Genomic DNA, 26,231 nt, shown 5'->3' on the forward strand with positions numbered 1-26,231 from the left:
AATGCGATCATTCACTTTATCCTTACTAACACTTTTTTTCATTTTCTGTACAACGGACACAAAGGCACAGGAAAATTCTAATACTGGTGAAGCAGCTACCTATAGCCTTCAATCTCCCAGGGCTACTTTAAATACGTTTTTAACCTATTTACAGGAAGACAATTTTAAGCCGGCTGTCGCTGCTAAAACGCTACACCCTGCCTATATTCAGGGATTAGATGAAAAAGAGCTGGCGGTTCAGCTTAAACAGGTTATTGATGGTAAAGGAGTTCTCATAGAACTGGATGAAGTTCCGGAACGAAATAATTTTGAAGACACACTCAGTCAAAAAGAGAGATATTATATAGCCCCTGTTGAGCTACCTACAGTATTTCTGGAGAAGTTTGAGGGCAAATGGTACTTTAGCAAAAAAACCTTAAGCGCAATCCCCGAACTGCATAAAATGGTTTATCCGTTCGGTACTGCAAAACTCATGAATATACTGCCCAAATTAGGCTCAAAGAAATTTATGGGGCTACATACCTGGCAGTTGATCAGCATCTTGTTGTTGATTCTGATTTGTGTTATAATTCATAAAATTTTAACATTCATATTCGATGTAGTTATCTTCCGTCTGCTTAATAAAAAGGGGTATAAACATGTAGCCCATGATTACATTCTTCCTGTAGCCAGGCCTTTCAGCATGGCAATAATTGTAGCCTTGCTTATTGTTTTTGTACCCGTTTTACAACTCCCTATTGTAGCCAATCATTATCTTGTTTTATTGCTGAATGCACTTGTTCCTTTGTTTGGTACTGTGGTAGCCTATAAGTTGGTGGATATTTTGGGCGAATACATGCTAAAAGTAGCTGAAAGAACGGAAAGCACAATGGATGATCAGATTGTGCCTATCCTAAAGCGTGTTTTAAAGATTTTCATCATCGTAGTTGGCTTCCTTTTCATTCTTGACCAGCTAAGATTTGATATTACAGCACTTTTAGCAGGTATTTCTATTGGTGGTTTGGCTTTTGCCCTGGCAGCGCAAGACACTATCAAAAATTTCTTCGGCTCATTAATGATTTTATTTGACAAGCCTTTTCAAATTGGAGACTGGATAACTGCAGGAGACATTGATGGCACTGTGGAGGAAGTAGGTTTCAGATCCACCAGAATTCGTACTTTTAGAAACTCATTAATAACCGTTCCCAATGGTAAATTAGCGGATATGTCAGTGGACAACCATGGCATGAGACAATACAGAAGGTTTTATACCAATATTACCCTCACTTATGACACCCCCCCTCACCTAATAGAGATTTTTGTGGAAGGCTTGAAGAAAATTGTTGAGGAACACCCGCATACCAGAAAAGACTACTACAATATCTATTTCAATAACATGTCTGCCTACTCATTGGACATTATGTTCTACATCTTTTTTGATGTACCCACCTGGGGAGAGGAACTTGAACATAAAGAAAATATTTTATTAAGTATAATGCGTTTAGCTAAAAACCTGGGCGTTCAGTTTGCGTTTCCTACGCAAACACTTCACATGGAAAACTTTCCAGGTCAACCTTCATTATCACCGAATTACGAGGATAAGCAAACCATGAGAAGCAAACTTGAAACATTTCAGAATAAGAAATCTGAATAAAGTTAAAACTTAAACACCATATCATGAGTCAGTCAAAAGATCACCGATTCGGTACTAAGGCAATTCATGCGGGAGTAATGCCTGATCCTGCAACAGGAGCCATTATGACTCCTATTTATCAAACCTCTACTTATGTGCAAAGTGCACCGGGAGTTCACAAAGGGTTTGAGTATAGCAGAAGTCAGAACCCGACCAGGCAAGCATTGGAAAGAAGCATTGCTGCCCTGGAAAATGCTGAATACGGATTCTGCTTTGGCTCAGGTTTAGCAGCTATTGACGCTATATTAAAAACACTGAAGCCTGGTGATGAAGTTATTAGCACCAACGATTTGTATGGAGGCTCGTACCGTATATTTACCAGGATTTTTGAAGATTTTGGCATTCACTTCCACTTTATCAATATGTCTGATATTGAAGTGCTGGAAAAGCATATTACGGACAAAACAAAACTCATTTGGGTAGAAACACCTACTAACCCAATGATGAACATCATCGACATCAGTGGAGCCGCTAAAATAGCAAAAGCGCATAATGTACTTTTATGTGTAGACAATACTTTCTCTACACCCTATCTACAAAACCCTTTAAATTTAGGTGCAGATGTAGTAATGCATAGCGTTACAAAATATATTGCAGGCCACTCGGATGTGGTAATGGGAGCTTTGGCCACCAGTAATAAAGACCTTGCTGAAAAAATTGGCTTTATCCAGAATGCAAGCGGAGCAGTACCCGGCCCGCAGGATTGCTTCTTAGTGTTAAGAGGAATTAAAACCCTACATATCCGTATGCAAAGGCACTGTGAAAATGGTTCTACAATCGCCAATTTCTTAAAGACTCATCCAAAAGTTGACAAGGTATTCTGGCCGGGCTTTAAAGAACATCCTAACCATCAAATTGCTTCACAGCAAATGCATGACTATGGAGGAATGATTTCATTTTCTTTAAAAGAAAATACTGCTGGTGCAGCTACTGAGGTTTTGAAAAAATTTGAATTATTTACCCTGGCTGAGTCTCTTGGAGGGGTAGAGTCCCTAAGTGGACACCCTGCAACAATGACCCATGCCAGCATTCCAAAAGCTGAAAGAGATAAAGTGGGTTTATCAGATTCTCTCATTCGCCTGAGTGTAGGCATAGAGGATGTAGAAGATTTAATACTAGATTTAAAGCAAGCCTTAGCATAACTAAAATTATTATATGAAGATAAATCGCTATAGGAACAAAAGAAAATATGAACCTATTTTACCCGGGCCTAAAGAATGGCCTGTGGTACAAATAAGTAGAAATCGTAAGGAATTTGTTCAGGAAGTTAGCGATTCAGCCTTTGAAAGAATAAAAGGTATTACTCGCAATAAAGTGGCACTGATTGAAGAATTGGAGATCACTTTATTTAAGGAAAAGGCAAGGATCAGGCAAAATTCATGGAAAGTAGACCCAGATGATGACGCATCATTTTGGAACGGTGTAAAAAGCAGGCTACTCGATCTTTCTCAATCCAAAAACAAAAACAGCCAGGAAGCAGATAATATCCTCAAAGATATCATTCATAGATATGCTTCAGAAATTGCAGGTAATTTTAATACCAGCCATTACCGTATAGCCCGCACCATTGCTACTTTTGGCTTTAACAGGTTGCTCAATGCGGCACGCATTAAAAAATTTGGTTCATTCTGGAGCGATCAGCTGACTATGAATGATAAAATCCAGATTAATGGAGAAGTGGAAAAACTCAGGGAAATGGCTAAAAAAGGGACTATTGTTATTGTACCTACCCATTCCAGCAATCTCGATTCCATTTTGATAGGCTGGGTAATTTATACATTAGGCCTTCCTCCGGTGATCTACGGTGCAGGACTCAATCTATTTAATATTAGCATTATAGCCTATTTCATGAATAGTCTTGGGGCTTATAAGGTGGACAGAAGAAAGAAAAACATCATTTACCTGGAAACTTTAAAAGCATATTCCGCCCTTGCTCTTAAAAAAGGTTGCCAAAGCTTATTCTTCCCCGGAGGAACCCGGGCCAGAAGCGGAAAAATTGAAAAAGAATTAAAACTGGGTCTTCTGGGCACGGCAATAGAAGCACAAAGGATTAACTACCAGGAAAAAGGAGACAAAGCAGAGAAGATTTATGTGGTACCCGTAAGCCTGAATTATCATTTTGTGCTTGAGGCTCCGAGCCTTATCCATCAGTACCTTGAAAAGCAAGGTCAGGAAAGATACTATGTGGAAAATGATGAGTTCTCTTCCTCTTACAAAATCATTACTTTCCTTTTTAAATTTTTCACGAAAGGATCTAATATATCGGTGAGCATAGGAAAGCCAATGGATGTCTTGGGCAATAATGTAGATGATGAAGGCAATAGCATTGACAGGCACAACAGACTGATAGATGCTAAAGATTACTTTACTTTTCAGGATAAAATAACCATTGATAAGCAGAGGGAAGAAGAGTATACACGGATGCTTGCTGAAAAAATTGTTGATCAGTATAGCAAAATTGCAAGAGTTTTTTCAAGTCATTTGGTAGCATTCGCAGCTTTTGAAATACTTAGAAAGAGAAACAGAAAACTGGATCTGTTCTCACTTCTACGGCTTCCTGAAGAAGACCTGATTATCTCTTATGACGAACTTAAGCGGGTCTGTGCAAGGTTAAAAGACAAAATATTTGAGCGTGTAGCAGAAAAGCGCATGTCAGTAGCTGATCATATGCATGAGCCTATTGATGAAATAATTGATCATGGAATTTCTAACGTAGGCATGTATCACTCCAAAAGGCCGCTCATTAGATTGAACTCAGGAGATGTGACTACTATGGACATGAATTTATTATACTTTTACAGAAACAGACTGGATGGATATGGGCTCGAAAAACATGTATAATAAACCCATTGGGGTAATAGGCGCAGGCAGCTTTGGGTTGGCTGTCGCTAATTTACTGGCTGAAAATAATAGTGTGTTACTATATGCCAGAAATATTGAGGTAGTTGAGGCAATTAACAAAAATAAAAGCTGGGATAAGTACAATATTCACAGCAATGTATGTGCTATCAACGATATTCAGGAGCTGGCTGAAAAATGTGAAATTATCTTTCCTGTAGTGCCATCGGCCAATTTTAGGGAAATGATTAAAACACTTTCCCCTTTTTTGCATCCTTACCATATTCTGATCCATGCAACAAAAGGGTTGGATTTAAATTTGCCTGCGGGCTGCTCTCTTTCAGACATGAAAGTACTGGAAAGGCATCATATTAAAACCATGAGTGAGGTAATTACCGATGAAAGCGTGGTGGTGCGGGTAGGTTGCCTCGCTGGACCGAATTTAGCAGGGGAGATTGCAAAAGGTTTGCCAGCTGCCACGGTAGTGGCAAGTCATTTTAATGAAGTGATACAGATTGGCCAGCAACTATTGCGAAGTGACAGGTTCCAGGTGTACGGAAATCCTGATTTAACGGGAATTGAGTTATGTGGTGTACTTAAGAATATTATTGCCATTGCTTCCGGGGCGCTGAGCGGTTTGGGTTTGGGTGAAAATGCAAGATCCTTACTAATCAGTCGTGGCATGGTGGAAATGATCTATTTAGGCCGTGCGATGGGCGGCAAAACAGAGTCATTCATAGGATTGGCAGGCATTGGAGACCTTGTGGCCACCTCCCACTCCACTTTAAGTAGAAACTTCACTGTTGGCAGAAGGTTAGCAGAAGGTGAAAGTCTTCAGGATATTTTAGGAGATATGCAGGAAGTAGCTGAAGGGGTAAATACTATCAAAATCTGTAAAAAAATTGCTGAAAGCTTCAAAATAAGAGCCCCCATAACCGAGATACTGCATAGAGTATTATTTGAAGGACTTACCATGGAAGAGGCTGTACAATATTTAATGAAGTATCCGCTAAATGTGGATGTAGACTTTATGTAGCATGTACTAAAGCATTAGAAATTTCAGTTCAATTTCTCATTTAAAATTTTATCTTTGTGGTTCGCTAAAAAAACCGGAATTTTCGGAAATCGCTTTTGAGGAATTATTTCAGACACTAGAATTCTTCCTAAGAACAGAGCGAGCAAATCATATTATTGGGTTAAAACAAACAATATATCTAGCATGGGCAAAGTTATAGCAATTGCTAATCAAAAAGGAGGAGTAGGTAAAACTACTTCAGCCATCAATTTGGCTGCCAGTTTAGCTGCATTAGAGTACAAAACATTAATAGTGGATGCCGATCCCCAGGCCAATTCAACTTCAGGTATCGGCTTTAACCCAAAAGAAATAGAGAGTAGTATCTACGAATGCATGGTAGATGAAGTTGACGCTCAGGATATTATTATTGAAACTGAACTGGAGTATTTACACATTTTACCTTCTCACATTAACCTGGTTGGGGCGGAAGTAGAAATGGTAAGTATTAAAGACAGGGAAAACCGGATGCGTGAAGCCCTTAAGAAGGTGCGAAAAAAATATGATTTTATTATCATAGACTGCTCTCCTTCATTAGGCCTTATTACCATCAATGCTTTAACAGCATCTGACTCCGTTATTATTCCGGTGCAGTGTGAATATTTTGCCCTTGAAGGATTAGGAAAGTTATTGAATACAATTAAAATTATTCAAACAAGATTAAATACTAATTTAGAAATTGAGGGAATTTTATTAACCATGTATGATGTTAGATTAAATCTATCGAATCAGGTGGTGGATGAAGTAAAGCAGCATTTCAGTAAGATGGTATTTAATACCTTAATACCAAGAAACATTAAATTGAGTGAATCGCCAAGTTTCGGCTTGCCGGCAATCGCACATGACGCAGAAAGTAAAGGTGCAATTAGCTATCTAAACTTGGCTAAAGAGATAATTAATAAAAACGGATTAGGAAAATAGAGGATGGCGGCAAAGAAACCCAGAAAAGCATTAGGAAGAGGCTTAGGTGCTCTTTTACAAGACTCAGAAACATCAAACAAATCTTCAAATATTGAAAGAGAGTTTCCTGATGTGGAAAGTGTGTCTAATATTAATGAAATACCCATTAACCAAATTGAAGTTAACCCTTTTCAACCAAGAAGCCATTTTGACAAAGAAGCCTTAGATGAACTGGCAGATTCAATTAAAACACAAGGGATTATTCAGCCAATTACTGTCCGTAAATTAAGCGATGACAGCTACCAGTTAATTTCCGGGGAGCGAAGAACTCAGGCTTCCAAAATTGCTGGTTTAAAGACTATTCCGGCTTATATAAGATTGGCCAATGACCAGCAAATGCTGGAAATGGCTTTAATTGAAAACATTCAGCGTGAAAACCTTAATGCAATGGAAATTGCAATGAGTTACCAAAGGCTTTTAACGGAATGCGACCTTAAGCAGGAGCAGCTTGGAGAAAGAGTAGGAAAAAACAGAACTACAGTTAATAATTACCTGCGACTTTTAAAACTTCCACCTGATATTCAGCTGGCATTAAAAGAGAAAAAGTTAAGCATGGGACATGCGCGTGCCATCATTAATATCGAAGATGTTGATAAGCAATTGGATGTTTTCAAAAAAACAATCAATGAAGATTTATCTGTGCGTAAGGTAGAGGCATTGGTGCGTGATATAGTAACAGGTAAAGATGCTGACAAAGAAAAAGCTCCTAAAAAGGAGATACCTTATGAAGCAAAAAATGTTCAGAACAAGTTATCTTCACACTTTGGCACCAAAGTTGGTTTAAAAATTGACGACAAAAATAAAGGGGAAATTAAAATTCCTTTTTTATCAAAAGATGATCTGAATCGAATTTTGGATCTGTTGGATGTTGATCTTTAATCTATGCGTAATTTCTTTCTGCTATTATTTATCCTAAGTGTAAGCCAACTTAAGCTATTTGGCCAGGAAACTGCTACTGATACCTTGTTATTAGAACAATCAGAAACAATAGTTACCTCTGAAGAAAATATAGAAACTTTTGAAACGAAAGATAAGGACCACTCCCCTCGCCTGGCTGCTTTATATTCTGCAGCGATACCAGGCCTGGGGCAATTTTACAATGAAAAGTACTGGAAAATACCTATAGTGTATGCTTTGGGTGCATTTGCAGCCTATCAGATTAAAAACAATCATCAAAATTTTCTTTTTTATAGAAATGCTGCCTTCAAATTAGATGATCTTGATCCCACCAATAATGATGAAGTTCCAGATGTTTTAGGAACAAGTGATAATGTTAATAGGAGAACGGACTTGTACAGAAGAGATAGAGATTATTGGATCATATTAGCAGGACTGTTTTATGTTTTAAATATTGTGGATGCCACTGTTGATGCACATTTAAGAGAGTTTAATATTAATGAAGATTTAAGCCTGAATTTTGAGCCAACTATTCAGCGATCCAGCTTCAATGGTATGCATGCAGGCTTATCCCTCAATTTGAAGTTCAAGTAATTATTGATCAGAGAATAATAAAAAATGAAAATATTATTAATAGGTCACGGAAAAATGGGCAAAGCCATAGAAGCCTATGCTATTCAACGCGGCCACAGTATTGTTGCTATCATTGATGTGCAGGATTCTATTTCTTCTATTCTGACTGAACAGGCAGATGTAGCCATTGAATTTACACATCCTGATTCAGCTTTCGAAAATATTAAGTTCTGTCTCGAAAATAACTTACCCATACTTTCAGGTACAACAGGTTGGCTAGAGAAAATGCCTGAAATCGAAAAAATATGTGAAGAAAATAAGGGTACGTTTCTCTACGCTTCTAACTTTAGTATTGGTGTAAATTTATTTTTCAAGGTAAATAAATTCCTGGCAAAAATAATGGAACCACACACACAATATGCGCCTTCCATGGTAGAAGTTCACCATATACATAAAAAAGATGCTCCGAGTGGCACAGCAATTACCTTAGCTGAGGGTATTATCGAACAAAATAAGCATATTACAGGCTGGAAAAATGACAAAACATCTGAAAGCAGCCAAATGCCCATTATTTCTGAACGAATAGGTGAAATACCAGGGACTCATAAAATAACCTATAAATCCGAAGTGGATCAGATTAGCATTGAACACGAAGCGTACAGCAGAGAGGGTTTTGTGCAAGGAGCCGTTTTAGTTGCTGAATGGTTGCCCTCTCAAAAAGGGATTGTTAAAATTGATGATTTTCTCAAATTGTAAAAAACAATAATCAGAATTAAGTTCTGATTACTTCTAATAGATAATAAAATGAAAATACCATTTTTCAATAAGAAGAAAAAGCCGGCCAAACCAAAATCCAAAACCAGGGAGTGGATTGATGCTATTGTATTTGCAGTAATTGCTGCTACACTTATCCGTTGGGCTACTTTAGAGGCTTTCGTAATTCCTACCCCCTCAATGGAGGGTACACTTTTAGTAGGTGATTATCTTTTTGTAAGTAAATTGCATTACGGACCAAGAACTCCGATCACTCCCCTACAATTGCCCTTAACGCATAGAAGGTTTTATGGAACAGAGAATGTGCCTGCCTACCTTGATTGGATTCAACTTCCTCAGTTTAGGTTTCCGGGTTTTAGTGAAGTTAAAAGAAACGATGCAGTGGTTTTTAATTATCCTGAGGAGCTTCAATATCCGCTGGATTTAAGAGAATACTATATCAAAAGATGTGTAGGCTTACCTGGTGATACTATAAAAATCAAGAATGCAGTGCTTTATGTAAATGGAGAAAAAGCCTATGTTCCTGAAGATATTGAATTCAGCTATTTTATTAAAACCAAACAGACCATTAGAGACAGAGTTTTTGAAGATTACGGCATTTGGGACAAAGCGTATGAACCTGGATATGGCTACAGAGTGCATGCCAAGCCTGATGAAATAAAAAAAATGGAGCAACTGCCTTTTGTAGAAGAAATAATTTTCTCTCCTGATTTTTCTAAAGGCAAAATTGTTACGGCAGATTCATCAGTAGTAGAACCCTCTACTTTCCCTAAAACACCTGAAACATCATGGAACAAAGATTTTTATGGTCCTGTGTTTGTGCCAAGTGAAGGACAAACTATTCCTGTAACACACGAAAATTTAGTGATGTATGGAGATGTGCTTCGCTACTATGAGCATTTAGAAGATGTGAAGATTGATAATGATCAGCTTTTTATAGATGGAAAGCAGGTAACGGAATACACCTTTAAACAAGACTACTACTTTATGATGGGTGATAACAGGCACAACTCATGGGATAGCAGGTATTGGGGTTTTGTACCATATGATCATGTAGTAGGCAAAGCTTTATTTATATGGATGAGTATGGACCCGAACAAACCATTGTTTAGCCTTGATAAAATCCGATGGAACAGATTGTTCAAGGGCATCAATTAATATGATATTGTGAAAGAGCTTTTCTTTCACCTATACAGCAAAGGTGGTTTTAATAAACCACCTTTCTTTGTTTTCGTACCTTAGTTAATTCAATTAGAAAGTAGTAAAGCTTATGGCTAAAGATAATAATCCAAGCAATCAACTCAATGAAGTGATTGAAATTCAGGAAGAAAGCGAATTACTGAAATTTTTAACAGCTCGTTTTCCTCATAAAAAAAGGCCTCTTCTGAAAGCTGTTTTAAGCGGTGGACAAATTAAAGTAAATGATCAACCTACTACTCAATTTAACCAGGTACTGAAAAAAGGTGACGAAATGGTTATCAACTGGGCTAAGCCTGCCAAGAAAGTTAAGCTAAGTCATTTAAATATTATTTACGAAGATCAGCACCTTATAGTGATTGAAAAAGCAGAAGGACTTTTATCAGTTGCCTCCTTAAAAGAGAAAAAGAAAACTGCCATACAAATTCTAAAAGATCATTTAGCAAAAGTTGACCCCAAAGCGAAGGTTTATGTAGTCCACCGATTGGAAAGAGAGGTTTCAGGAATTCTTATTTTTGCTAAATCACCTGAGGTTCAGGAAAAACTGCAGGATTCCTGGGAGAAATACGTAACCGACAGAAAGTACATTGGTGTAGTAGAAGGAAGAGTAAAAAAGGAAGCAGACACACTTCGCAATTTCCTTGTCTCCAATAAAAATAACCAGGTATTCGTTACAGACACTCCCGAAGGTGCTACGGAAACCATTACTCACTTTAAATTAATAAAGCAAAGTAATGCCTTTAGCTTACTGGAATTTAGACTGGAGTCCGGCTTCAAGAATCAAATTAGAGTTCAAATGCAACATTACGGCCACCCTGTAACAGGTGATAAAAAATATAACTCCAGAAAGAATCCATTGAGCAGAGTAGCTTTACATGCCAGTATGATTGAAATGAATCATCCGGTTACAGGCAAGCTTTTAAAGTTTGAATTGGTAGCACCGGCAAGCTTCAGAAACTTAGTAGCTAAAGGATAATTAAGTTCAGAAGATTTCTATTTCAGTGATTCACTGTTAGTAATTTGAGATTAAAAAATTGAAAAATTGAAAAAGACACTTTTAACTTCAGGCCGCTTATCAAAAGAGTTTAAAACATTCATGGATAAAGAGTTTCCTGAAATAAAATGTGTGAGAGCAGAAAGCCCTCAGGAGATAAAGGATTTGCTCCCCACAGCCAACTATGTCGGAGGGTTTAATTTCCTTAATGGCTACGAAATAGACCATATTGAATGGATTCATTCATTTGGTGCGGGTGTAGATTCATTTATGCAAATATCCATCCCTGAAAACTGTCTGCTTTCTAAAACAACCGGTAAAATGGGAATCAGAATGGGAGAATATTGCCTCACCTATATTCTGGAAGATTTAAAACAGGTCGATAAAATCCACACTAACCAACAGAAAAAGGTTTGGGATCAGTTGAAGCAGAGTAGTTTGCGACATCAGGAAGTGTATTTTCTTGGAACAGGTTATGTAGGCACAGAGATAGCCAAAATTCTTAAACCTCTTTCAAAAAAGCTCATTGGAATCAATTCCAGAGGAAATGAAAACGCGATTTTTGATCAGTCGATTGCAATTGATTCCATTAACCCGGATAGTATCACTGCAGGAAGTATTATCATCAATTCCCTTCCGCTCACTGATAAAACAGAGAAGTTAGTAAATAAAGATTTTTTGCAGCACCTTAAAAATTGCTTGTTCATCAATGTAGGGAGAGGTGGAACAGTTGACCACGAAGCCTTATTGGTAGCAATTGATCAGGGACATATTAGAAAAGCAGTATTAGATGTTTTTGAGGAAGAACCTCTAAATAAAGAATCTTCTCTATGGATACACCCCAAATGTTTTATAACGCCACACCTGGCAGGTATAACAGACATATTCGATGTAACAGAAAGCTTTAAAATGGCCTTTGAGCAGTTGAACCATGCGGACAAAAGCAATCAATTCATTCAAAAAAAGAGGCAATATTAATTAGGCTACTCGTGGAAAATGAAATTGAACTCAAAAACTAGATATACTAACTTTAATAAGTGTTTTTAAACTTTAAAACTAAGTATAAAAGCTCAAAAAAGAGAAATTTTATTGAATATTGAGGTTTTAATTACACTTTAAGGTAGTTTAAACAAAATTTTATTCTCTATCTTTTTGCTACTATATAACAAGACTTGATTTCCTTCAATGGAAAACTATTCTATGTCATAAAACACCCCTATAATCCCCTCAAGGGGATAGCCTCACAGATGTAAGTAAGCAGAAAACTAATCAGCTTTAGCTCTATTTTCTAATATAGCAAAAGTCCTGTTATCTCATTTGAAGTTCAGTTCCAATAACTGCGATGACTTGATCAAAAAGATGCAAAAAATCAAGACAAAAAGATGCTTCCACGCTACAATTCAACGCGCTCCCCGCCTTTTTGTCCACCAGCCCGCTCGGTTTTAACAAGACTTGTCCTAAACCATCGGAATATTATTTGGTTATCGAACAGTGCAGTATTTATCATGAGTAGCCTAATTATTAAAGGGTAATCATAAGAATCATCTCATAATTACCCTTTAAATCCATACATCAATTTCCTATTTTCAGTTGAATCTTTTTAGTCTCCTTAGTTTTAGAAGGCTCGGAAGTAGTATCTATTGCATCCAGATTAGGGATTCGCTCATTATTCACCTTTGAGTTGCTATTATAATAATTTTTTGCCTCTGACATGTATTTGTTCAAATCCTCAATCCTGGTTGCTCCACTAGGGTGAGTAGACAAAAACTCTGGTGGTGCTCCAGATGATTTGGCCTGCATACGCTTCCAAAATTCAGGAGCTTCCTCAGGGTCATAACCTGCCATTGCCATAAAAGTAAGTCCTAACCTGTCTGCTTCTGATTCCTGCAACCTGCTAAAAGGTAAAATACCCAATACTGTGCTGCCACCAGTATAAGCTGCCATTGCTAAAGCCTGGGTTTGCTGAGGTTGTTCTCTTAACGCGATGGACAACCCTACTCCTCCTAATTGCTGCAACAACGCCTGGCTCATTCTTTCACCACCATGGCTAGCTACGGCATGCGCCACCTCGTGGCCCATTACTACTGCAATACCGGCCTCATCCTGACAAACAGGAAGTATACCTTCATAAAATGCTACCTTACCTCCAGGCATGCACCAGGCATTTACCACATTTTCAGCTATTAAATTATATTCCCATTTAAAATCTTTTGTTAAATCCGAAAGATTATTCTGGGCCAGGTATCTCTCAACCGCTGATTGAATACGCTGTCCTACATTGCGGATCATTTGTGTCTGCTGTGTATTGTTGGAGAGCTTACTTTCTTTTAAAACATCATTGTAAGAAGAAAAGCTTGAAGCCATTAATTGACTATCCGGAACTAAGGAGAGTTGCTTCCGGTTGGTTAGCGGCACCTTGGAACAGGCAACAAAAACAAAAGTTAAAACAAGTGCATAAATAAACTTTTTCATAGAATAATCTGGTTTAAAAGTGTTCTAAATACTGTTTAAAGTATTTATCTTCATAAACTTAACATTTCTTTACTATTTTACGAGCGTTTCTATTTTTAAACTTAAAAGAAAACATATTTTTGCATTAAAGCCTCCAAAAAATGAAGATACTTGCCATCGGTAGAAATTATGCAGACCATATAAAAGAGCTTAATAATGAGCGGTCAGATGAGCCTGTGATATTTACAAAGCCTGATACCGCACTGCTTAAGAATAATGAACCTTTCTACTATCCTGACTTTACAAAAGATATTCACCATGAAGTTGAAATTATTCTCAGAATATGTAAAGAAGGAAAATATATTTCGGAAGAACATGCGCATAAATACTTTGACAAAATTGGTTTGGGAATAGATTTCACAGCACGGGATCTCCAGTCCATAGCCAAAGAGAAAGGTTTGCCCTGGGCTATTGCAAAAGGATTTAATGGCTCTGCTCCTGTTTCAGAATGGATAGATAAAGAAGAATTTAGTAATTTGAAAGATTTAAATTTTTCTTTAAAGGTAGATGGAGAATTAAGGCAAGAAGGTAACACTTCCCTCATGCTTTTTTCGTTTGACTATATTATCTCTTACTTATCCAGATTTTTTACTTTAAAAACGGGAGATATTATCTATACAGGCACACCTAAAGGAGTAGGCCCAATTGCTATAGGGAATCATTTGGAAGCATTTTTAGAACAACAAAAACTATTGGATTTTGAAATTAAATAAAGCATTCACCTTAATTTTTCTGTCATTTTATTCTTTTAGTAAGCTTCTGGCTCAGACTGATGAAACTTATTTATTTCCCATTAATCCGGGCAACAAAAATTATCTGGCCGGCACTATGGGAGAATTACGATCAAGTCATTTTCACGCGGGAATAGATATTAAAACAGGTGGACAGGAAGGATTACCGGTTTATGCTACCAAAAGAGGCTATATTTCAAGAATAAAAGTTTCCACCTCAGGTTATGGAAATGCTTTATATATGCTTCATCCTGATGGTAATACCTCCGTTTATGCCCACTTAAGGGAGTTTTCAGATGAGATCGCCAAGTACGTGAGAGCTGCTCAGTACGAAAACAAAACCTATGAAATAGAATTGTTTCCTGATCCATATGAATTTGCCTTTCAAAGAGGTGATGTAATCGCTAAATCAGGGAATACTGGAGGTTCCACAGGACCCCATTTGCACTTTGAGATAAGAGATGAACAACAGCGCGTGCTCAACCCTTTGCATTATGGATTTGATGAAATAAAAGATAATATTGCTCCAATTGCTCAAAGGTTAGCAGTGAGACCCATTAATATTAATTCGCGTGTAGAGAATCGTTTTGACAGAAAAGATTATTACCTCAGCAGATATGGAGTGAATTATGCTATCAATGATACAATAACTGCTTTTGGAAAAATTGGAATTGAGTTACTGGGGCATGACAAATTGGATGGAGCAGCTAACCAAAATGGTATTAGTACCATTGAAGTTTTTGTGAATGATGAAAAATACCATTCGCAGATTATTGACGTAATGAGTTTTAGCTTAATGCGTGACATTATCGTCCACTATCCTTATGATATAAAGGTGAATAAAGGTCGTACTTATCATAATTTATATGTTGATAACGGGAACAGGCTAAATTTCTATGAAAGTAAAGCCAATAATGGCTATTTAAACATTGAAGCTGATAGCACTTATCATATTGAAATTAAAATGTATGATCCTTATGGCAATATAAGTACTGTTACACTCAACATAAAAGGCAAAGCACCTGCAAAACAAATAAAGGAAAGAATAGACTTTGAGTTGGACAGAATAAGCTATCAGGTAGAGAAAAATATCTTAAAAGTGTTTACGAGAGAAAATTGTGAGGAAGATGCCAATAAGGAGCTTTCAATTTATATAAACGATAGCATTAAAACTGTTTTACCCGCATACTTTCTTAACAACGTTGCGGTATATCTTTGGGACTTACATGAGGGTATACCTACTTCAGTTTTGTCCTGCAACAAAGGAGTAAATATATCAATCAATGCCAGAGCCATTCCGCACCAGGCCACTGTGATCAATGCAGAAAATTTCATAGTCAATTTTCCTCAGTCGGCCCTGTATGATACTATTTATGTTAGCACAGCCTACGAGGTGAGAACACAGGATTCACTGGAGGTTTTCTCTATTGAACCTGTAACAGTTCCTTTGAAAAGTAGTTTTTACGTGAGTGCTTCGCCTCAATTCTCACATTATCAGAAAGATAAAACTCATGTTTATCAAACGGATGATGCAGGTAACTTCTCCTTTGTTGGAGGTTCATGGTCCGGGGAGACTATTCAGTTTAATCATAGAAGCATGGGTGAGTTTACATTGGTTACGGATGATACACCTCCAGTTATTAGACCTGCAACAGAAAAAAATTACTATTATATTAGCGATAATTTATCAGGCATAGCTTCTTACACTGCCAGCCTCAATGGAGAATGGATAATGATGAGGTATGAGCCTAAATTGAGATTAGTATGGATTGAGTGGCCGGAAGGGATGCAAAACAAAAGAGGCAATTTTGAATTAAAAGTGAAAGATAACGCAGGAAACGAAACAATTTATACAACTAAATTATAAGTAATGAAACTAAAAGTAGGTGATAAAGCCCCTGATTTTAAAGCAAAGGATCAGGATGGAAACGAAATTTCTTTGAGTAATTTTAAAGGTAAGAAGGTAGTGATCTATTTCTACCCAAAAGACAATACTCCAGGCTGTACTGCTCAGGCTTGTAATTTAAGAGATAATTACGAAGCATTGCAAAATAAAGGTTATGTGGTGCTGGGAGTAAGTCAGGATAGTGAAAAATCACACCAAAAATTCATTGAGAAACAAAAATTACCTTTTCCTCTCATTGCTGACACTGACCATACAGTGCATAACTTATACGGCACCTGGGGAGAAAAACAAATGTATGGAAAAACCTATATGGGTACATTAAGAACTACCTTTGTTATTGATGAAGAAGGAAAAATCGAAGACATCATAGAGAAAGTAAAAACTAAAGATCATACCGCACAAATTTTAAAATAAACTAATGGCAAGTCAGGCAAATATTCAGGAGCTGGAAAAAATAGCTTCACAAGTAAGAAGAGATATTCTTAGAATGGTACATGAAGTACAATCAGGCCACCCGGGAGGTTCCCTTGGTTGCACAGACTATTTTGTGGCACTCTATTTCCACATACTTAAGCACAAACCTCAATTCAACATGAATGGAGAAGGTGAAGACCTTTTCTTTTTATCTAATGGTCATATTTCACCTGTGTGGTACAGCACCCTTGCCAGAAGTGGTTATTTTGAACCTAAGGAACTTTCTACTTTCAGAAAAATTGATTCAAGGTTACAGGGACACCCCACTCCGGAAGAAGCGCTACCGGGCATCAGGATTGCTTCCGGCTCTTTAGGACAGGGCTTATCAGTATCAATAGGTGCTGCTCAAACTAAAAAGCTCAATGGTGACAATTCTATGGTTTATACCTTAATGGGAGATGGTGAGCTTCAGGAAGGTCAGATTTGGGAAGCCGCTATGTATGCACCACACCATAAAATTGATAACCTGATAGCCACAGTAGATTTCAACGGTCAGCAAATTGACGGTTCTACTGAACAAGTAATGTCTTTGAGGGATCTAAGAGCAAAATGGCAGGCATTCGGTTGGGAAGTAATTGAAAGCAATGGTAACGACATGTCTGAAATAGTAAAAGCTTTGGAGCATGCTAAAAGCTTAACAGGCAAAGGAAAACCTGTAATCAATATAATGAAAACAGAAATGGGAGCTGGTGTTGATTTCATGATGGGATCACATAAATGGCATGGTGTTGCTCCAAATGATGAGCAATTGACAGAAGCCTTAAGTCAACTGGAAGAAACGCTGGGAGACTATTAAAACCAATAATGCAGAAAGCTTCCTACATTAGCTTTCTGCATTTTCATCCATACCTTCACTTTACTCACTACTACTGTTATTAGTTGAAATTTTTCCAATACACCATATTAAGCTTCCTCATCTTCTTTTCCGTCCATGCTATTGGACAAAAGGTAGAACAGAGTATACCCGAAAAAACGCGCGTACTATTTTTATTCGATGCTTCTGGTAGCATGTTGGCTCCATGGGAAAACACTTTAAGGATTAATGCAGCAAAGCAAATATTATCCGATCTGGTGGATTCTTTAAAAGTAAATAATAAAGTGGAATTAGCATTAAGAGCTTATGGGCATCAGTCACCGGCAAAAGAGCAGAATTGTAAAGATACCAGGTTGGAAATAGGCTTTTCCAAAGGTAACCATGATGCCATTATTAACAGGTTGAAATATATCTACCCTAAAGGAAATACTCCTATCTCCTATTCACTTTCCCAATCAGCTAATGATTTTCCTAAAGACGACAGCTACAGAAATATCATCATCATCATAACGGACGGAATAGAATCATGCGATGGAGATCCGTGTGCTGTTTCTCTGGAATTACAGAAAAAAGACATTTTCCTTAAACCATTTATTATAGGGCTTGGAATGGAGGAGCAATTTGCCAAGGAGTTCGATTGTATGGGAAGGTACTTTAACGCCAAGAATATCAATGCTTTCAGAACGGTGCTAAACGGTATTCTTGCACAATCTCTAAATAAAACTACAGCCAGTGTGGAATTGCTGGATCAGAATGGACAACCTAAAGAAACAAATGTTAACGTTTCCTTTATCAACGATTTCACGGGGTCTTCCGAATTTGATTTTATCCACTATAGAGATAAAAACGGACAGCCTGACACTGTTGAGGTGGATCCTGTACTAACCTACAATATATTGGTAAACACCATTCCACCAGTGGTTAAAAATAATGTATTTCTTAGAGGGGGCACACATAATGTGATTAAAATAAAAAGCCCTCAGGGGGTGCTCAAAATTTCACAAGCTAATTCTTTTGAATATACCAAAGCAGTCACCGCACTTGTAAGGGTAGCAGGCAAAAATGAAATTATTCATACCCAGGATGTGCAAAGCAGCGAGTCCTACTTAATTGGTACTTACAACCTCGAAGTTTTAACTTTACCCCGCACTTACATCAATAATGTAACTGTAAACCAGGGAAAAACCAACGAGATTTCGATTCCAGCACCAGGACGATTGAACCTTATTTTTAGTAGCAAGGGAATAGGTAGCTTATATGTTATTGAAGATGATGGCAGACAAAAATGGATTAAAAATATTGATTCATCCGGGGGGCAGGCCAGCTTTGGCATTCAGCCGGGAAATTATAAATATGTATTCCGCTCAGACAAAGCTTTAGGAAGCAAATACACGCAAATAAAAGAATTTACAGTAAAATCAGGTACAACAGCAAACATTAGGATTTATTAAAATAAGCAGAATGGCAAATACTAAATTTACTTACACAGAAAAAAAAGATACCCGCTCAGGATTTGGTGATGGACTACTAGAAGCCGCGAAGAAAAATGATCAGATTGTAGGACTATGTGCCGACCTTATCGGTTCATTAAAAATGGGGGCATTTCAGAAAGAATTTCCTTCAAGGTTTTTCCAGACAGGAATTGCTGAAGCCAACATGATGGGAATAGCAGCCGGTATGACCATTGGTGGTAAAATTCCTTATACAGGTACCTTTGCTAACTTTTCAACAGGAAGGGTTTATGACCAAATCAGACAATCCATTGCTTATTCAGAAAAGAATGTAAAGATATGCGCATCCCATGCAGGGCTTACTTTAGGTGAAGATGGTGCTACCCACCAGATTCTGGAAGATATTGGCATGATGCGTATGTTACCTCACATGACGGTAATAAATCCTTGTGATTATAATCAGACAAAAGCTGCTACAATGGCTATTGCTGATCATGTAGGGCCTGTTTACCTTCGTTTTGGTAGACCCGTAGTGCCTATTTTCACAGATCCAAACCAGAAGTTTGAAATAGGCAAAGCGATCACTATGATTGAAGGAACTGATGTTACTATTTTTGCTACCGGGCATTTGGTATGGGAAGCCGTTGAAGCAGAGGCTATTTTGAGAGAAAAGGGGATTAGTGTGGAGTTAATTAATATACACACCATCAAACCTTTAGATGAAGAAGCTATCTTAAAATCAGTAGCTAAAACCAAGTGTGTAGTTACTGCTGAAGAACACCAGAGAAATGGTGGTTTAGGAGATGCTGTAGCACAGGTTTTAAGCCAAAATCAACCTGCTCCTCAGGAGTATATAGCTGTAAACGATCAGTTTGGAGAAAGTGGTAAACCAGCTGAATTAATGGTGAAATATGGTTTAGATGCCAAAAACATTGTGGCTGCAGTAGAAAAAGTAATCAAAAGAAAGTAAATTATTAATTACCCATCAGGCAAAGCATCTACTACTCTCAATGCTTTGCCTTTTTTATTTTACGACTTATGATAATCCGAGTAGTACGAATGACATTTCAGGAAGATAGAGTTAATGACTTCCTTGCGCTATTTGATGAATACAAAGAAGCTATCAGGAACCAGCCGGGTTGCACCCACCTGGAACTGTGGAAAGATATACATCAGCCGAACAGCTATTCCACCTTTAGCCACTGGAACACAGAAGAAGATTTAAATAATTATCGGTACTCTGAGACTTTCGGTAAAGTATGGCCAGCAACAAAAGTATTGTTTAGCGACAAGCCGGTTGCGTACTCTCATGAGCAGGTTGTAAAAATATCTTAGTTCTAAGTTATTCGGTTACTAACTCTACTTTCCCACCTTCACTGAATAATTGATGAGTAACAAAGTACCCACTAAGTTCTTCATCATCTACCCTGATGCCTTTTAATTCACGGCCTTTTTCAGGATTGATAACGATTAATTCTTTCCCTGCACCTATATCCCATTTTACTTCATCAAAAAGAGGCACTGTTACAAGATATTTATCATCAGCCGGTGAAAAAGGGTACAATCCTAATGCACTAAATACATACCAGGATGACATTTCCCCTGCGTCATCCATGCCGGGAAGTGACAAGCCATACTCCCCTACTCCATAATAGTTGTTTAATATGCTGTCAATGATTTGCTGAGATTTCTCAGGTTTGTCAATGAAATAATAAGAAAAAGGAGCTTCATGATCCGGTTGGTTGCCCACGCAATACTGACCTATAAAACTTGAGACATTTCTGGCAATATGATTAGGATTCCAGGGAGTGGTAAATAAAGAATCCAACTTACTTTCAAAAGCACTTACTCCTCCATACAGTTTAATCAACCCTTCCATGTTATGTGGTACAAAGAAGGAAAGCTGCCAGGCATTGGCTTCCCTGAACATGTATTCATAATAAGGATACTGTGGATCGAAATTCTTTACCCATTCCCCAGTTTCCAACTTACCTCTCATAAATTTAGACTCCGGATCGAAAACATTTCTGTAGTTTTCAGATCTGCTCATCAGCTTTTCATAGTTCCCGGTATCCTCCAGCATTTTAGCTATTTGAGCAAGAGAATAATCATCATAAGCATATTCAAGCGTTTTAGATACCCCTGCTTTGGCCTTTGTTTCCACATGAGGCCTATCAATTTCAGGGGTAGCAATGTATCCGTGGTCAATGTACTCAGTAATGTGAGGCCTGGTACCACCTTCCACATTGGCATTTCGCAGTAGCAACTCATAAACTTTGCTCAGATCAAAATCTTTAATCCCTCTTTTGTAAGCACCTGCAATAAAAGGAACAGCATGGTCTCCATGGAAAAATGTAGGGATAAAACCTGTTTTCTCTCCTATATCCTGCAAAGAGCGAATGACATCATTAGTGACTTCAGGAGCCAATAATGTAAGAAGCACCAGTTTGTTTCGGTAAGTATCCCACAATGAGGGTTTAGTGTAATAGTTAAAATCCGCTTTTACCACTTCTCCTTTTACATCCTTAAATTCACCATTGCTATCACTTCTTAATGCAGGCCACAAAAAAGCACGGTACAAAGAAGAATATAACATTTCTGTCTGCTTCTCAGTACCTCCTTTCACCTGCACTTTAGAAAGTAAGGCTTCCCAAGTCTTTTCAGCTTCCTCTTTCACTTCATCAAAAGAGCGAGAAGCTATTTCATTCGATAAATTTAATCTGGCATTTTCAATGCTGACAAATGATAAGCCTATTCTCATTTCAACCACTTCCTTATCAGTATTTTTAAGATGTAATAAGGCATAACCCCGCTCTTCTCCCTGATCTTGAACTTCCAAATCTTCAATTCCCTCATTCAAAGTGGCATAAAAATGAATTATCTGTTCACCATTTCTTTGAAATCCCTTAACTGCATAATCTCCTTCCTTTTCAATATGCCAATCTGAGACAGGGTTGTTTGCATTGCCGAGGTCAAATAGAATCTGCCTATTTTTAAGATTAGCATATTTATATTGGTGATAACCTGCTCTTAAGGAAGAGGTCAGCTTTACCTCCACCTCATAATCATCCAGAAATACTTGGTAAAATCCCGGATGAGCATTTTCATTTTCATGAGAAAAACGGGAACCTAATTCGCCTTTACTGAAATTACCGGAAACAGGTAATACAGGAATGTTACAATAGTTCCAGTGCCCTTTATTGGTGTGAGTAAAGCCTAAAATTACACTATCCTCATACTGGTAGCCTGCACCTGTTCCATATTTAGTAATAGGGCTTAGCTGCACCATTGCATTGGGCAAAGAGACTCCTGGATAGGTGAGTCCGGCCCATACACGCCAGCCCGCCGGAGGTGTATAACCTATGAATTTCGGATCAGTAAGTGGGGCAGTTCCTATAAAAGGATTAACATACTGAATAAGCCTGGTTGGACCTGCCTTTTCTTTATTTTCTACTTCATCTGATTTAACTCCTGAGCAGCAGAAAAGTATTGCAAGCACAAAAAATAGAGGAATAGTTTTAAGGATATGCATTTCATTATGTATTTCCGATTGAATTAAATCCAACTCAGGTGGATGGATTGATCTCCATCTTCTTTAATTACTGAGATATACTTTCTTTACTTGCCTTCATTAGTTTAGAATGCTTTCTCTGGCTTAAAGAGGCATAAAAAAAGATATAAGCATAGCATAAGATCACTAATAGAAAGGCTATGTAAAAGCTAAACTGATCTGTTAAGTATCCATAGGCAGGAGGAATAATGGCCCCCCCCACAATCATTGTACACAAAACACCTGATCCCTGAGGCTTATCATCTCCTAAACCATCAAGTGCCAGACTAAAAATGGTAGGAAACATGATGGAATTAAAGAAACCAACTGCAATTACTGACCACATGGCTATTAATCCTGCTGAAGCCCCGGAGACTAATATCATGCCGATAGCTCCTAAAGCAAAAAGAGTGAGCACTTTGGCGGGAGGTAAAATACTGGTTAAGTAAGACCCGATAAATCTACCGACCATTGCCCCCATCCAATAAAAAGTAACAAAAACGCCTACCACAGCCATGTCCTCTGAAATGCTTATATCTTTGCTAAGAATCCAGGTAGCGATGTTATTCATCAATGGCGTTTGCCTTACCACTTCAGCCAGATTCAGACTTAAAAAGTAATTTACCATATAGCTTCCCAGGCTGACCTCTGCACCTACATAACAAAAAATAGCTATAGCTCCTAAAATAAGGTTTGAATTTTTAAGTACTTTTCTGTAGTCGTTAGAGGCCGCTGTATCTCCTATTTTTGGCAGCTGTACAAACACGAAGAATAATGCTATCACTGCAATAAATCCTGCAATGGCAAGAAAGGGAGTTTGTACGGCTGCAGCTTCTGCAATGTAATAGGATTGCTTTGCCTGTTCATTCAAAGTTTCTATTTCAGCAGAAGTCATCACTTTATCTTGCAATATGAATAAAGCACCCATTGCAGGGGCAATTGAAGTACCTAAGGAATTAAATGCCTGAGATAAGTTGAGTCTGCTGGATGCTGTTTTGGCCGGCCCTAAAATAGTTACATATGGGTTTGCCGCTACCTGAAGAATGGTTATACCTGCTGCCAGGGTAAAATACCCAAACATAAATAACCCGAATTCCCTGTAAGATGCTGCAGGATAAAATAGTAAACAACCTAAAGCCATTGTTGTTAACCCCAGAATGATGCCTTTTTTATATCCTATTTTTGAAAGGATATAGCCTGCAGGAATAGAGAAAAGAAAGTAAGCTCCAAAAAAAGCAAACTGAACCATTCCAGCTTCAAAATAACTTAATGTGAATACTTCCTTAAGTCGGGGTATCAGTGAATCCACCAATACCGTAATAAACCCCCACAGAAAGAAAAGGATAGTTAAAAAGATAAATGCAGTACGGTACGATTTTCTTTGGTTCATAAATTTATTACTGAGAAAAGGTGAAACAAGCTAGCACCCGGCTCTTATAAAGCCTGATAAATTTCCTTATTGGGTTGAGCTGACATATAAAATACAAGCTCCCCACCTTTCATAATATCCTCATGTTGAATAAAAGGAGTTTTCAAAGCCTCTCCGTTAAGGGTCACTTTTTCTACAAAAACATTCTTATCCGACTGATTTTCTGCCAGCACTTTAAAAACCTTTCCTTTACCAACATTTATGGCTGCCTGATGAATGGCCGGACTACCCAATGCATAATCAGTTGAACCTGGAGCTACAGGATAGAAACCTAAAGTGCTGAAAATATACCAGGCACTCATCTGTCCGAAATCATCGTTTCCTCCTAAGCCATCGGCTCCGTTTTGGTACTGATCTTTTAAGACCATCCTGATTTTATCTTGTGATTTCCAAGGTGCATCCGTCCAATTATAGAGATAGACCACATGGTGCGAGGGCTCATTTCCATGCACATAGTTACCGATAATTCCTTCCCTGGAAATATCTTCCGTGTGTTCAAAATACTTATCAGGCAACTCCATTGAAAACAAAGAATCCAAATGTTGAGAGAATTGTGTTTTCCCTCCCATCATTTTGATCATGCTGGCAGGATCATGCGGTACGTACAAGCTATAATTCCAGGCATTTCCTTCAATGAACCCCTGGCCATGGGTATTTAAAGGATCAAACTCTTTTTTGAAGCTTCCATCGTATAATTTAGGTCGCATAAAGCCTGATTGGGAATCAAAAACATTTTTATAATTCTGCGCTCTTTTGCTGAATTCTTCATAAATATCTTCTTTTCCTAACTTTTTAGCTACCTGGGCAATTGCCCAGTCATCATAAGCATATTCAAGTGTTTTGGATACGGAAGCACCACTCCTATCTTCGGGCACGTAACCCATCTCCATATAGTATTTAAGCCCGTCAAAATAAGCAGTGCGAGCAGTTTGCACCATTGCATCCAAAGCACGCTCCTCATCAAAATTAGCATTCCCTTTCATAATGGCATCTGCAATAACTGAAACGCTGTGATAGCCAATCATGCACCAATTTTCATTGGCATAGTGCGACCAGACAGGCAGCATGGAATGAACACTTTGATCGTAATGCGCCATCATAGACTTAATCATATCAGCATTTCTTTCCGGCTGTAACACATTGAATAATGGATGTAAAGCTCTGTAAGTATCCCATAATGAGAAGCTTGTATAGTTAGTAAATCCATCAGCCTGATGAATATTCATATCGAGCCCGCGATATTTCCCATCTACATCCATATATTCTGTAGGGCCTAAAAATGCGTGATACATTGCTGTGTAGAAGTTTGTTTTCTCTTCCTCACTTTCCGATGCTATATCTATCTTATTGAGTTCTTTATTCCATTCTGCTCTAGCCTCTTGTTTAACTTTGTCAAAATCCCAATCCGGAATTTCGTGCTTCATGTTATTCAAAGCTCCTTCCGTACTTACCGGAGAAATTGCCAGTTTAATATTCAATTTTTCATCCTCCTCCAGCTCAAAATCAAAGTACATTCTGATTTTCTCTCCTGCTATTTCCGGAAAATTCTCTCCCTGATTAAACCTTCCCCAGAAGCCATTATAAGGTTGCTTATCATATCTGTCTCTCCCATATTTTGCAATAGGCTTGTTAAAGGACATGGCAAAGTATACCGTTCTTGTTCTGGCCCAGCCATTGGTTTGTCTGTAGCCTGTTACTAAAGTATCATTTTCAACGCGAACGAAAGTCCAAACATTTTTATCATCATAATTATAAATACCGGACATTAAATCAAAAACCACATGTGCCTTTTCTCCTTCAGGAAAGGAATATTGATGCATTCCCACCCTTGTGGTAGCTGTAAGCTCGGCTTTAATATTGTAGTCCTCCAGTAAAACGCTGTAATAACCTGGCTCAGCCTTTTCATTGTTGTGCGAAAAGCGTGACCTGTAACCTGACTCTGGCTTTTCGGCTGTTCCGGGATTAAGCTGCAGCTCACCTGTGGTAGGCATCACCAGAAAATCACCTAAATCAGAGTGACCAGTACCGCTAAAATGTGTGTGACTGAAACCTACAATGGTTTCATCATCATACTGATAGCCAGCACAGTACTTATAAACATCAGGATTATAGCGTCCATTTACCGCGTAAGGAATTGTATCTGTATCAGGACTCAGCTGCACACTACCAAATGGAACTGTGGCCCCCGGATAGGTATGTCCCATTTTTGCAGTTCCTATCATAGGATCAACATATTTGGCAAAATCTTCCAGAGAGCTGCTGGTATGAGTTTCAGATGCTGCTTCTCCTTTTAAGGAAGTATTTTCGCATGAGGATAGGATGCCTCCTGACGCTAAAAGGAATACACCAATTGCTATGGGTTTACTCAATTTAAACTTCATCCTATTT

General features: G+C 38.0%; 22 protein-coding genes. 18 read left to right on the forward strand and 4 right to left on the reverse strand.

Features of this window, described 5'->3' with window-relative positions:
- Position 1 precedes the first annotated feature (1 nt).
- From IEV85_RS01165 to IEV85_RS01215, 11 genes are all read left to right on the forward strand, one after another.
- Positions 2-1,633, forward strand: a complete 1,632-nt coding sequence (locus IEV85_RS01165; RefSeq protein WP_188459967.1) for a mechanosensitive ion channel family protein — start codon at positions 2-4, stop codon at positions 1,631-1,633.
- Positions 1,634-1,656: 23 nt separating this feature from the next.
- A complete protein-coding gene (locus IEV85_RS01170; RefSeq protein ID WP_188459968.1) occupies positions 1,657-2,814 on the forward strand; it encodes a cystathionine gamma-synthase in 1,158 nt (385 codons plus the stop codon).
- A gap of 13 nt (positions 2,815-2,827) precedes the next feature.
- Positions 2,828-4,513 (forward strand): 1-acyl-sn-glycerol-3-phosphate acyltransferase, encoded by a 1,686-nt coding sequence (locus tag IEV85_RS01175; RefSeq protein ID WP_188459969.1) that lies wholly within the window; start codon positions 2,828-2,830, stop codon positions 4,511-4,513.
- Positions 4,506-5,546 (forward strand): NAD(P)H-dependent glycerol-3-phosphate dehydrogenase, encoded by a 1,041-nt coding sequence (locus IEV85_RS01180; protein ID WP_425562872.1) that lies wholly within the window; start codon positions 4,506-4,508, stop codon positions 5,544-5,546. Before IEV85_RS01175 ends, IEV85_RS01180 begins: the two co-directional genes overlap by 8 nt.
- A gap of 183 nt (positions 5,547-5,729) precedes the next feature.
- Complete coding sequence (locus tag IEV85_RS01185; RefSeq protein WP_188459971.1) at positions 5,730-6,503, forward strand: ParA family protein; 774 nt, start codon at positions 5,730-5,732, stop codon at positions 6,501-6,503.
- Positions 6,504-6,506: 3 nt separating this feature from the next.
- Entirely contained in the window at positions 6,507-7,421 is a 915-nt protein-coding gene (locus IEV85_RS01190; RefSeq protein ID WP_188459972.1) for a ParB/RepB/Spo0J family partition protein, read from the forward strand.
- A 3-nt stretch (positions 7,422-7,424) separates the two neighbouring features.
- Positions 7,425-8,033 carry a DUF5683 domain-containing protein gene (locus IEV85_RS01195; protein ID WP_188459973.1) on the forward strand — a complete coding sequence of 203 codons (609 nt, stop codon included), beginning with the start codon at positions 7,425-7,427 and terminating at the stop codon, positions 8,031-8,033.
- Positions 8,034-8,057: 24 nt separating this feature from the next.
- Positions 8,058-8,768: a 4-hydroxy-tetrahydrodipicolinate reductase gene (gene dapB, locus IEV85_RS01200; protein ID WP_188459974.1), complete on the forward strand. Its 711-nt coding sequence runs from the start codon at positions 8,058-8,060 to the stop codon at positions 8,766-8,768.
- Between the two features lie 48 nt (positions 8,769-8,816).
- Entirely contained in the window at positions 8,817-9,944 is a 1,128-nt protein-coding gene (lepB, locus tag IEV85_RS01205; protein ID WP_188459975.1) for a signal peptidase I, read from the forward strand.
- Positions 9,945-10,056: 112 nt separating this feature from the next.
- Positions 10,057-10,959: an RluA family pseudouridine synthase gene (locus IEV85_RS01210; protein ID WP_188459976.1), complete on the forward strand. Its 903-nt coding sequence runs from the start codon at positions 10,057-10,059 to the stop codon at positions 10,957-10,959.
- 66 nt (positions 10,960-11,025) lie between these two features.
- Complete coding sequence (locus tag IEV85_RS01215; RefSeq protein ID WP_188459977.1) at positions 11,026-11,955, forward strand: NAD(P)-dependent oxidoreductase; 930 nt, start codon at positions 11,026-11,028, stop codon at positions 11,953-11,955.
- A gap of 594 nt (positions 11,956-12,549) precedes the next feature.
- On the opposite strand, the gene IEV85_RS01220 is transcribed toward IEV85_RS01215, so the two are convergent.
- Entirely contained in the window at positions 12,550-13,449 is a 900-nt protein-coding gene (locus IEV85_RS01220) for a M48 family metallopeptidase (RefSeq protein ID WP_188459978.1), read from the reverse strand.
- A gap of 140 nt (positions 13,450-13,589) precedes the next feature.
- Between IEV85_RS01220 and IEV85_RS01225 the strand changes: the two genes are divergently transcribed.
- The 7 genes from IEV85_RS01225 to IEV85_RS01255 all read left to right on the forward strand — a co-directional run bounded on the left by IEV85_RS01225 (position 13,590) and on the right by IEV85_RS01255 (position 20,199).
- Entirely contained in the window at positions 13,590-14,201 is a 612-nt protein-coding gene (locus IEV85_RS01225) for a fumarylacetoacetate hydrolase family protein (protein WP_188459979.1), read from the forward strand.
- On the forward strand, positions 14,188-16,086 hold the full coding sequence (locus IEV85_RS01230) for a M23 family metallopeptidase (RefSeq protein WP_188459980.1): 1,899 nt from the start codon (positions 14,188-14,190) through the stop codon (positions 16,084-16,086). Before IEV85_RS01225 ends, IEV85_RS01230 begins: the two co-directional genes overlap by 14 nt.
- A gap of 3 nt (positions 16,087-16,089) precedes the next feature.
- Positions 16,090-16,539 (forward strand): thioredoxin-dependent thiol peroxidase, encoded by a 450-nt coding sequence (gene bcp, locus IEV85_RS01235; protein WP_188459981.1) that lies wholly within the window; start codon positions 16,090-16,092, stop codon positions 16,537-16,539.
- A 4-nt stretch (positions 16,540-16,543) separates the two neighbouring features.
- Complete coding sequence (locus tag IEV85_RS01240; RefSeq protein WP_188459982.1) at positions 16,544-17,395, forward strand: transketolase; 852 nt, start codon at positions 16,544-16,546, stop codon at positions 17,393-17,395.
- Positions 17,396-17,478: 83 nt separating this feature from the next.
- The gene (locus IEV85_RS01245) at positions 17,479-18,864 is read left to right on the forward strand and encodes a VWA domain-containing protein (RefSeq protein WP_188459983.1); all 1,386 of its coding nucleotides are present in this window, start codon (positions 17,479-17,481) and stop codon (positions 18,862-18,864) included.
- Between the two features lie 10 nt (positions 18,865-18,874).
- Positions 18,875-19,834, forward strand: coding sequence for a transketolase family protein (locus IEV85_RS01250; protein WP_188459984.1), 960 nt, complete (start codon positions 18,875-18,877; stop codon positions 19,832-19,834).
- A gap of 68 nt (positions 19,835-19,902) precedes the next feature.
- A complete protein-coding gene (locus IEV85_RS01255) occupies positions 19,903-20,199 on the forward strand; it encodes an antibiotic biosynthesis monooxygenase (protein ID WP_188459985.1) in 297 nt (98 codons plus the stop codon).
- A 7-nt stretch (positions 20,200-20,206) separates the two neighbouring features.
- Here the strand turns inward: IEV85_RS01255 and IEV85_RS01260 are convergent, their stop codons facing one another.
- From IEV85_RS01260 to IEV85_RS01270, 3 genes are all read right to left on the reverse strand, one after another.
- Entirely contained in the window at positions 20,207-22,396 is a 2,190-nt protein-coding gene (locus IEV85_RS01260) for a GH92 family glycosyl hydrolase (RefSeq protein WP_188459986.1), read from the reverse strand.
- Between the two features lie 67 nt (positions 22,397-22,463).
- Positions 22,464-23,804 carry a sugar MFS transporter gene (locus IEV85_RS01265; protein WP_188459987.1) on the reverse strand — a complete coding sequence of 447 codons (1,341 nt, stop codon included), beginning with the start codon at positions 23,802-23,804 and terminating at the stop codon, positions 22,464-22,466.
- A gap of 44 nt (positions 23,805-23,848) precedes the next feature.
- The gene (locus IEV85_RS01270) at positions 23,849-26,224 is read right to left on the reverse strand and encodes a GH92 family glycosyl hydrolase (RefSeq protein WP_188459988.1); all 2,376 of its coding nucleotides are present in this window, start codon (positions 26,222-26,224) and stop codon (positions 23,849-23,851) included.
- Positions 26,225-26,231: the final 7 nt, after the last annotated feature.

Source organism: Marivirga lumbricoides, from assembly GCF_014636295.1.
Taxonomy (GTDB): domain Bacteria; phylum Bacteroidota; class Bacteroidia; order Cytophagales; family Cyclobacteriaceae; genus Marivirga; species Marivirga lumbricoides.

Bases quoted from the DNA above. Each gene is read 5' to 3' on its own strand.
- IEV85_RS01165 (WP_188459967.1), top strand. From the start codon at position 2: ATGCGATCATTCACTTTATCCTTACTAACACTTTTTTTCATTTTCTGT.
- IEV85_RS01170 (WP_188459968.1), top strand. From the start codon at position 1,657: ATGAGTCAGTCAAAAGATCACCGATTCGGTACTAAGGCAATTCATGCG.
- IEV85_RS01175 (WP_188459969.1), top strand. From the start codon at position 2,828: ATGAAGATAAATCGCTATAGGAACAAAAGAAAATATGAACCTATTTTA.
- IEV85_RS01180 (WP_425562872.1), top strand. From the start codon at position 4,506: ATGTATAATAAACCCATTGGGGTAATAGGCGCAGGCAGCTTTGGGTTG.
- IEV85_RS01185 (WP_188459971.1), top strand. From the start codon at position 5,730: ATGGGCAAAGTTATAGCAATTGCTAATCAAAAAGGAGGAGTAGGTAAA.
- IEV85_RS01190 (WP_188459972.1), top strand. From the start codon at position 6,507: ATGGCGGCAAAGAAACCCAGAAAAGCATTAGGAAGAGGCTTAGGTGCT.
- IEV85_RS01195 (WP_188459973.1), top strand. From the start codon at position 7,425: ATGCGTAATTTCTTTCTGCTATTATTTATCCTAAGTGTAAGCCAACTT.
- dapB (WP_188459974.1), top strand. From the start codon at position 8,058: ATGAAAATATTATTAATAGGTCACGGAAAAATGGGCAAAGCCATAGAA.
- lepB (WP_188459975.1), top strand. From the start codon at position 8,817: ATGAAAATACCATTTTTCAATAAGAAGAAAAAGCCGGCCAAACCAAAA.
- IEV85_RS01210 (WP_188459976.1), top strand. From the start codon at position 10,057: ATGGCTAAAGATAATAATCCAAGCAATCAACTCAATGAAGTGATTGAA.
- IEV85_RS01220 (WP_188459978.1), bottom strand. From the start codon at position 13,449: ATGAAAAAGTTTATTTATGCACTTGTTTTAACTTTTGTTTTTGTTGCC.
- IEV85_RS01225 (WP_188459979.1), top strand. From the start codon at position 13,590: ATGAAGATACTTGCCATCGGTAGAAATTATGCAGACCATATAAAAGAG.
- bcp (WP_188459981.1), top strand. From the start codon at position 16,090: ATGAAACTAAAAGTAGGTGATAAAGCCCCTGATTTTAAAGCAAAGGAT.
- IEV85_RS01240 (WP_188459982.1), top strand. From the start codon at position 16,544: ATGGCAAGTCAGGCAAATATTCAGGAGCTGGAAAAAATAGCTTCACAA.
- IEV85_RS01250 (WP_188459984.1), top strand. From the start codon at position 18,875: ATGGCAAATACTAAATTTACTTACACAGAAAAAAAAGATACCCGCTCA.
- IEV85_RS01255 (WP_188459985.1), top strand. From the start codon at position 19,903: ATGATAATCCGAGTAGTACGAATGACATTTCAGGAAGATAGAGTTAAT.
- IEV85_RS01260 (WP_188459986.1), bottom strand. From the start codon at position 22,396: ATGCATATCCTTAAAACTATTCCTCTATTTTTTGTGCTTGCAATACTT.
- IEV85_RS01265 (WP_188459987.1), bottom strand. From the start codon at position 23,804: ATGAACCAAAGAAAATCGTACCGTACTGCATTTATCTTTTTAACTATC.
- IEV85_RS01270 (WP_188459988.1), bottom strand. From the start codon at position 26,224: ATGAAGTTTAAATTGAGTAAACCCATAGCAATTGGTGTATTCCTTTTA.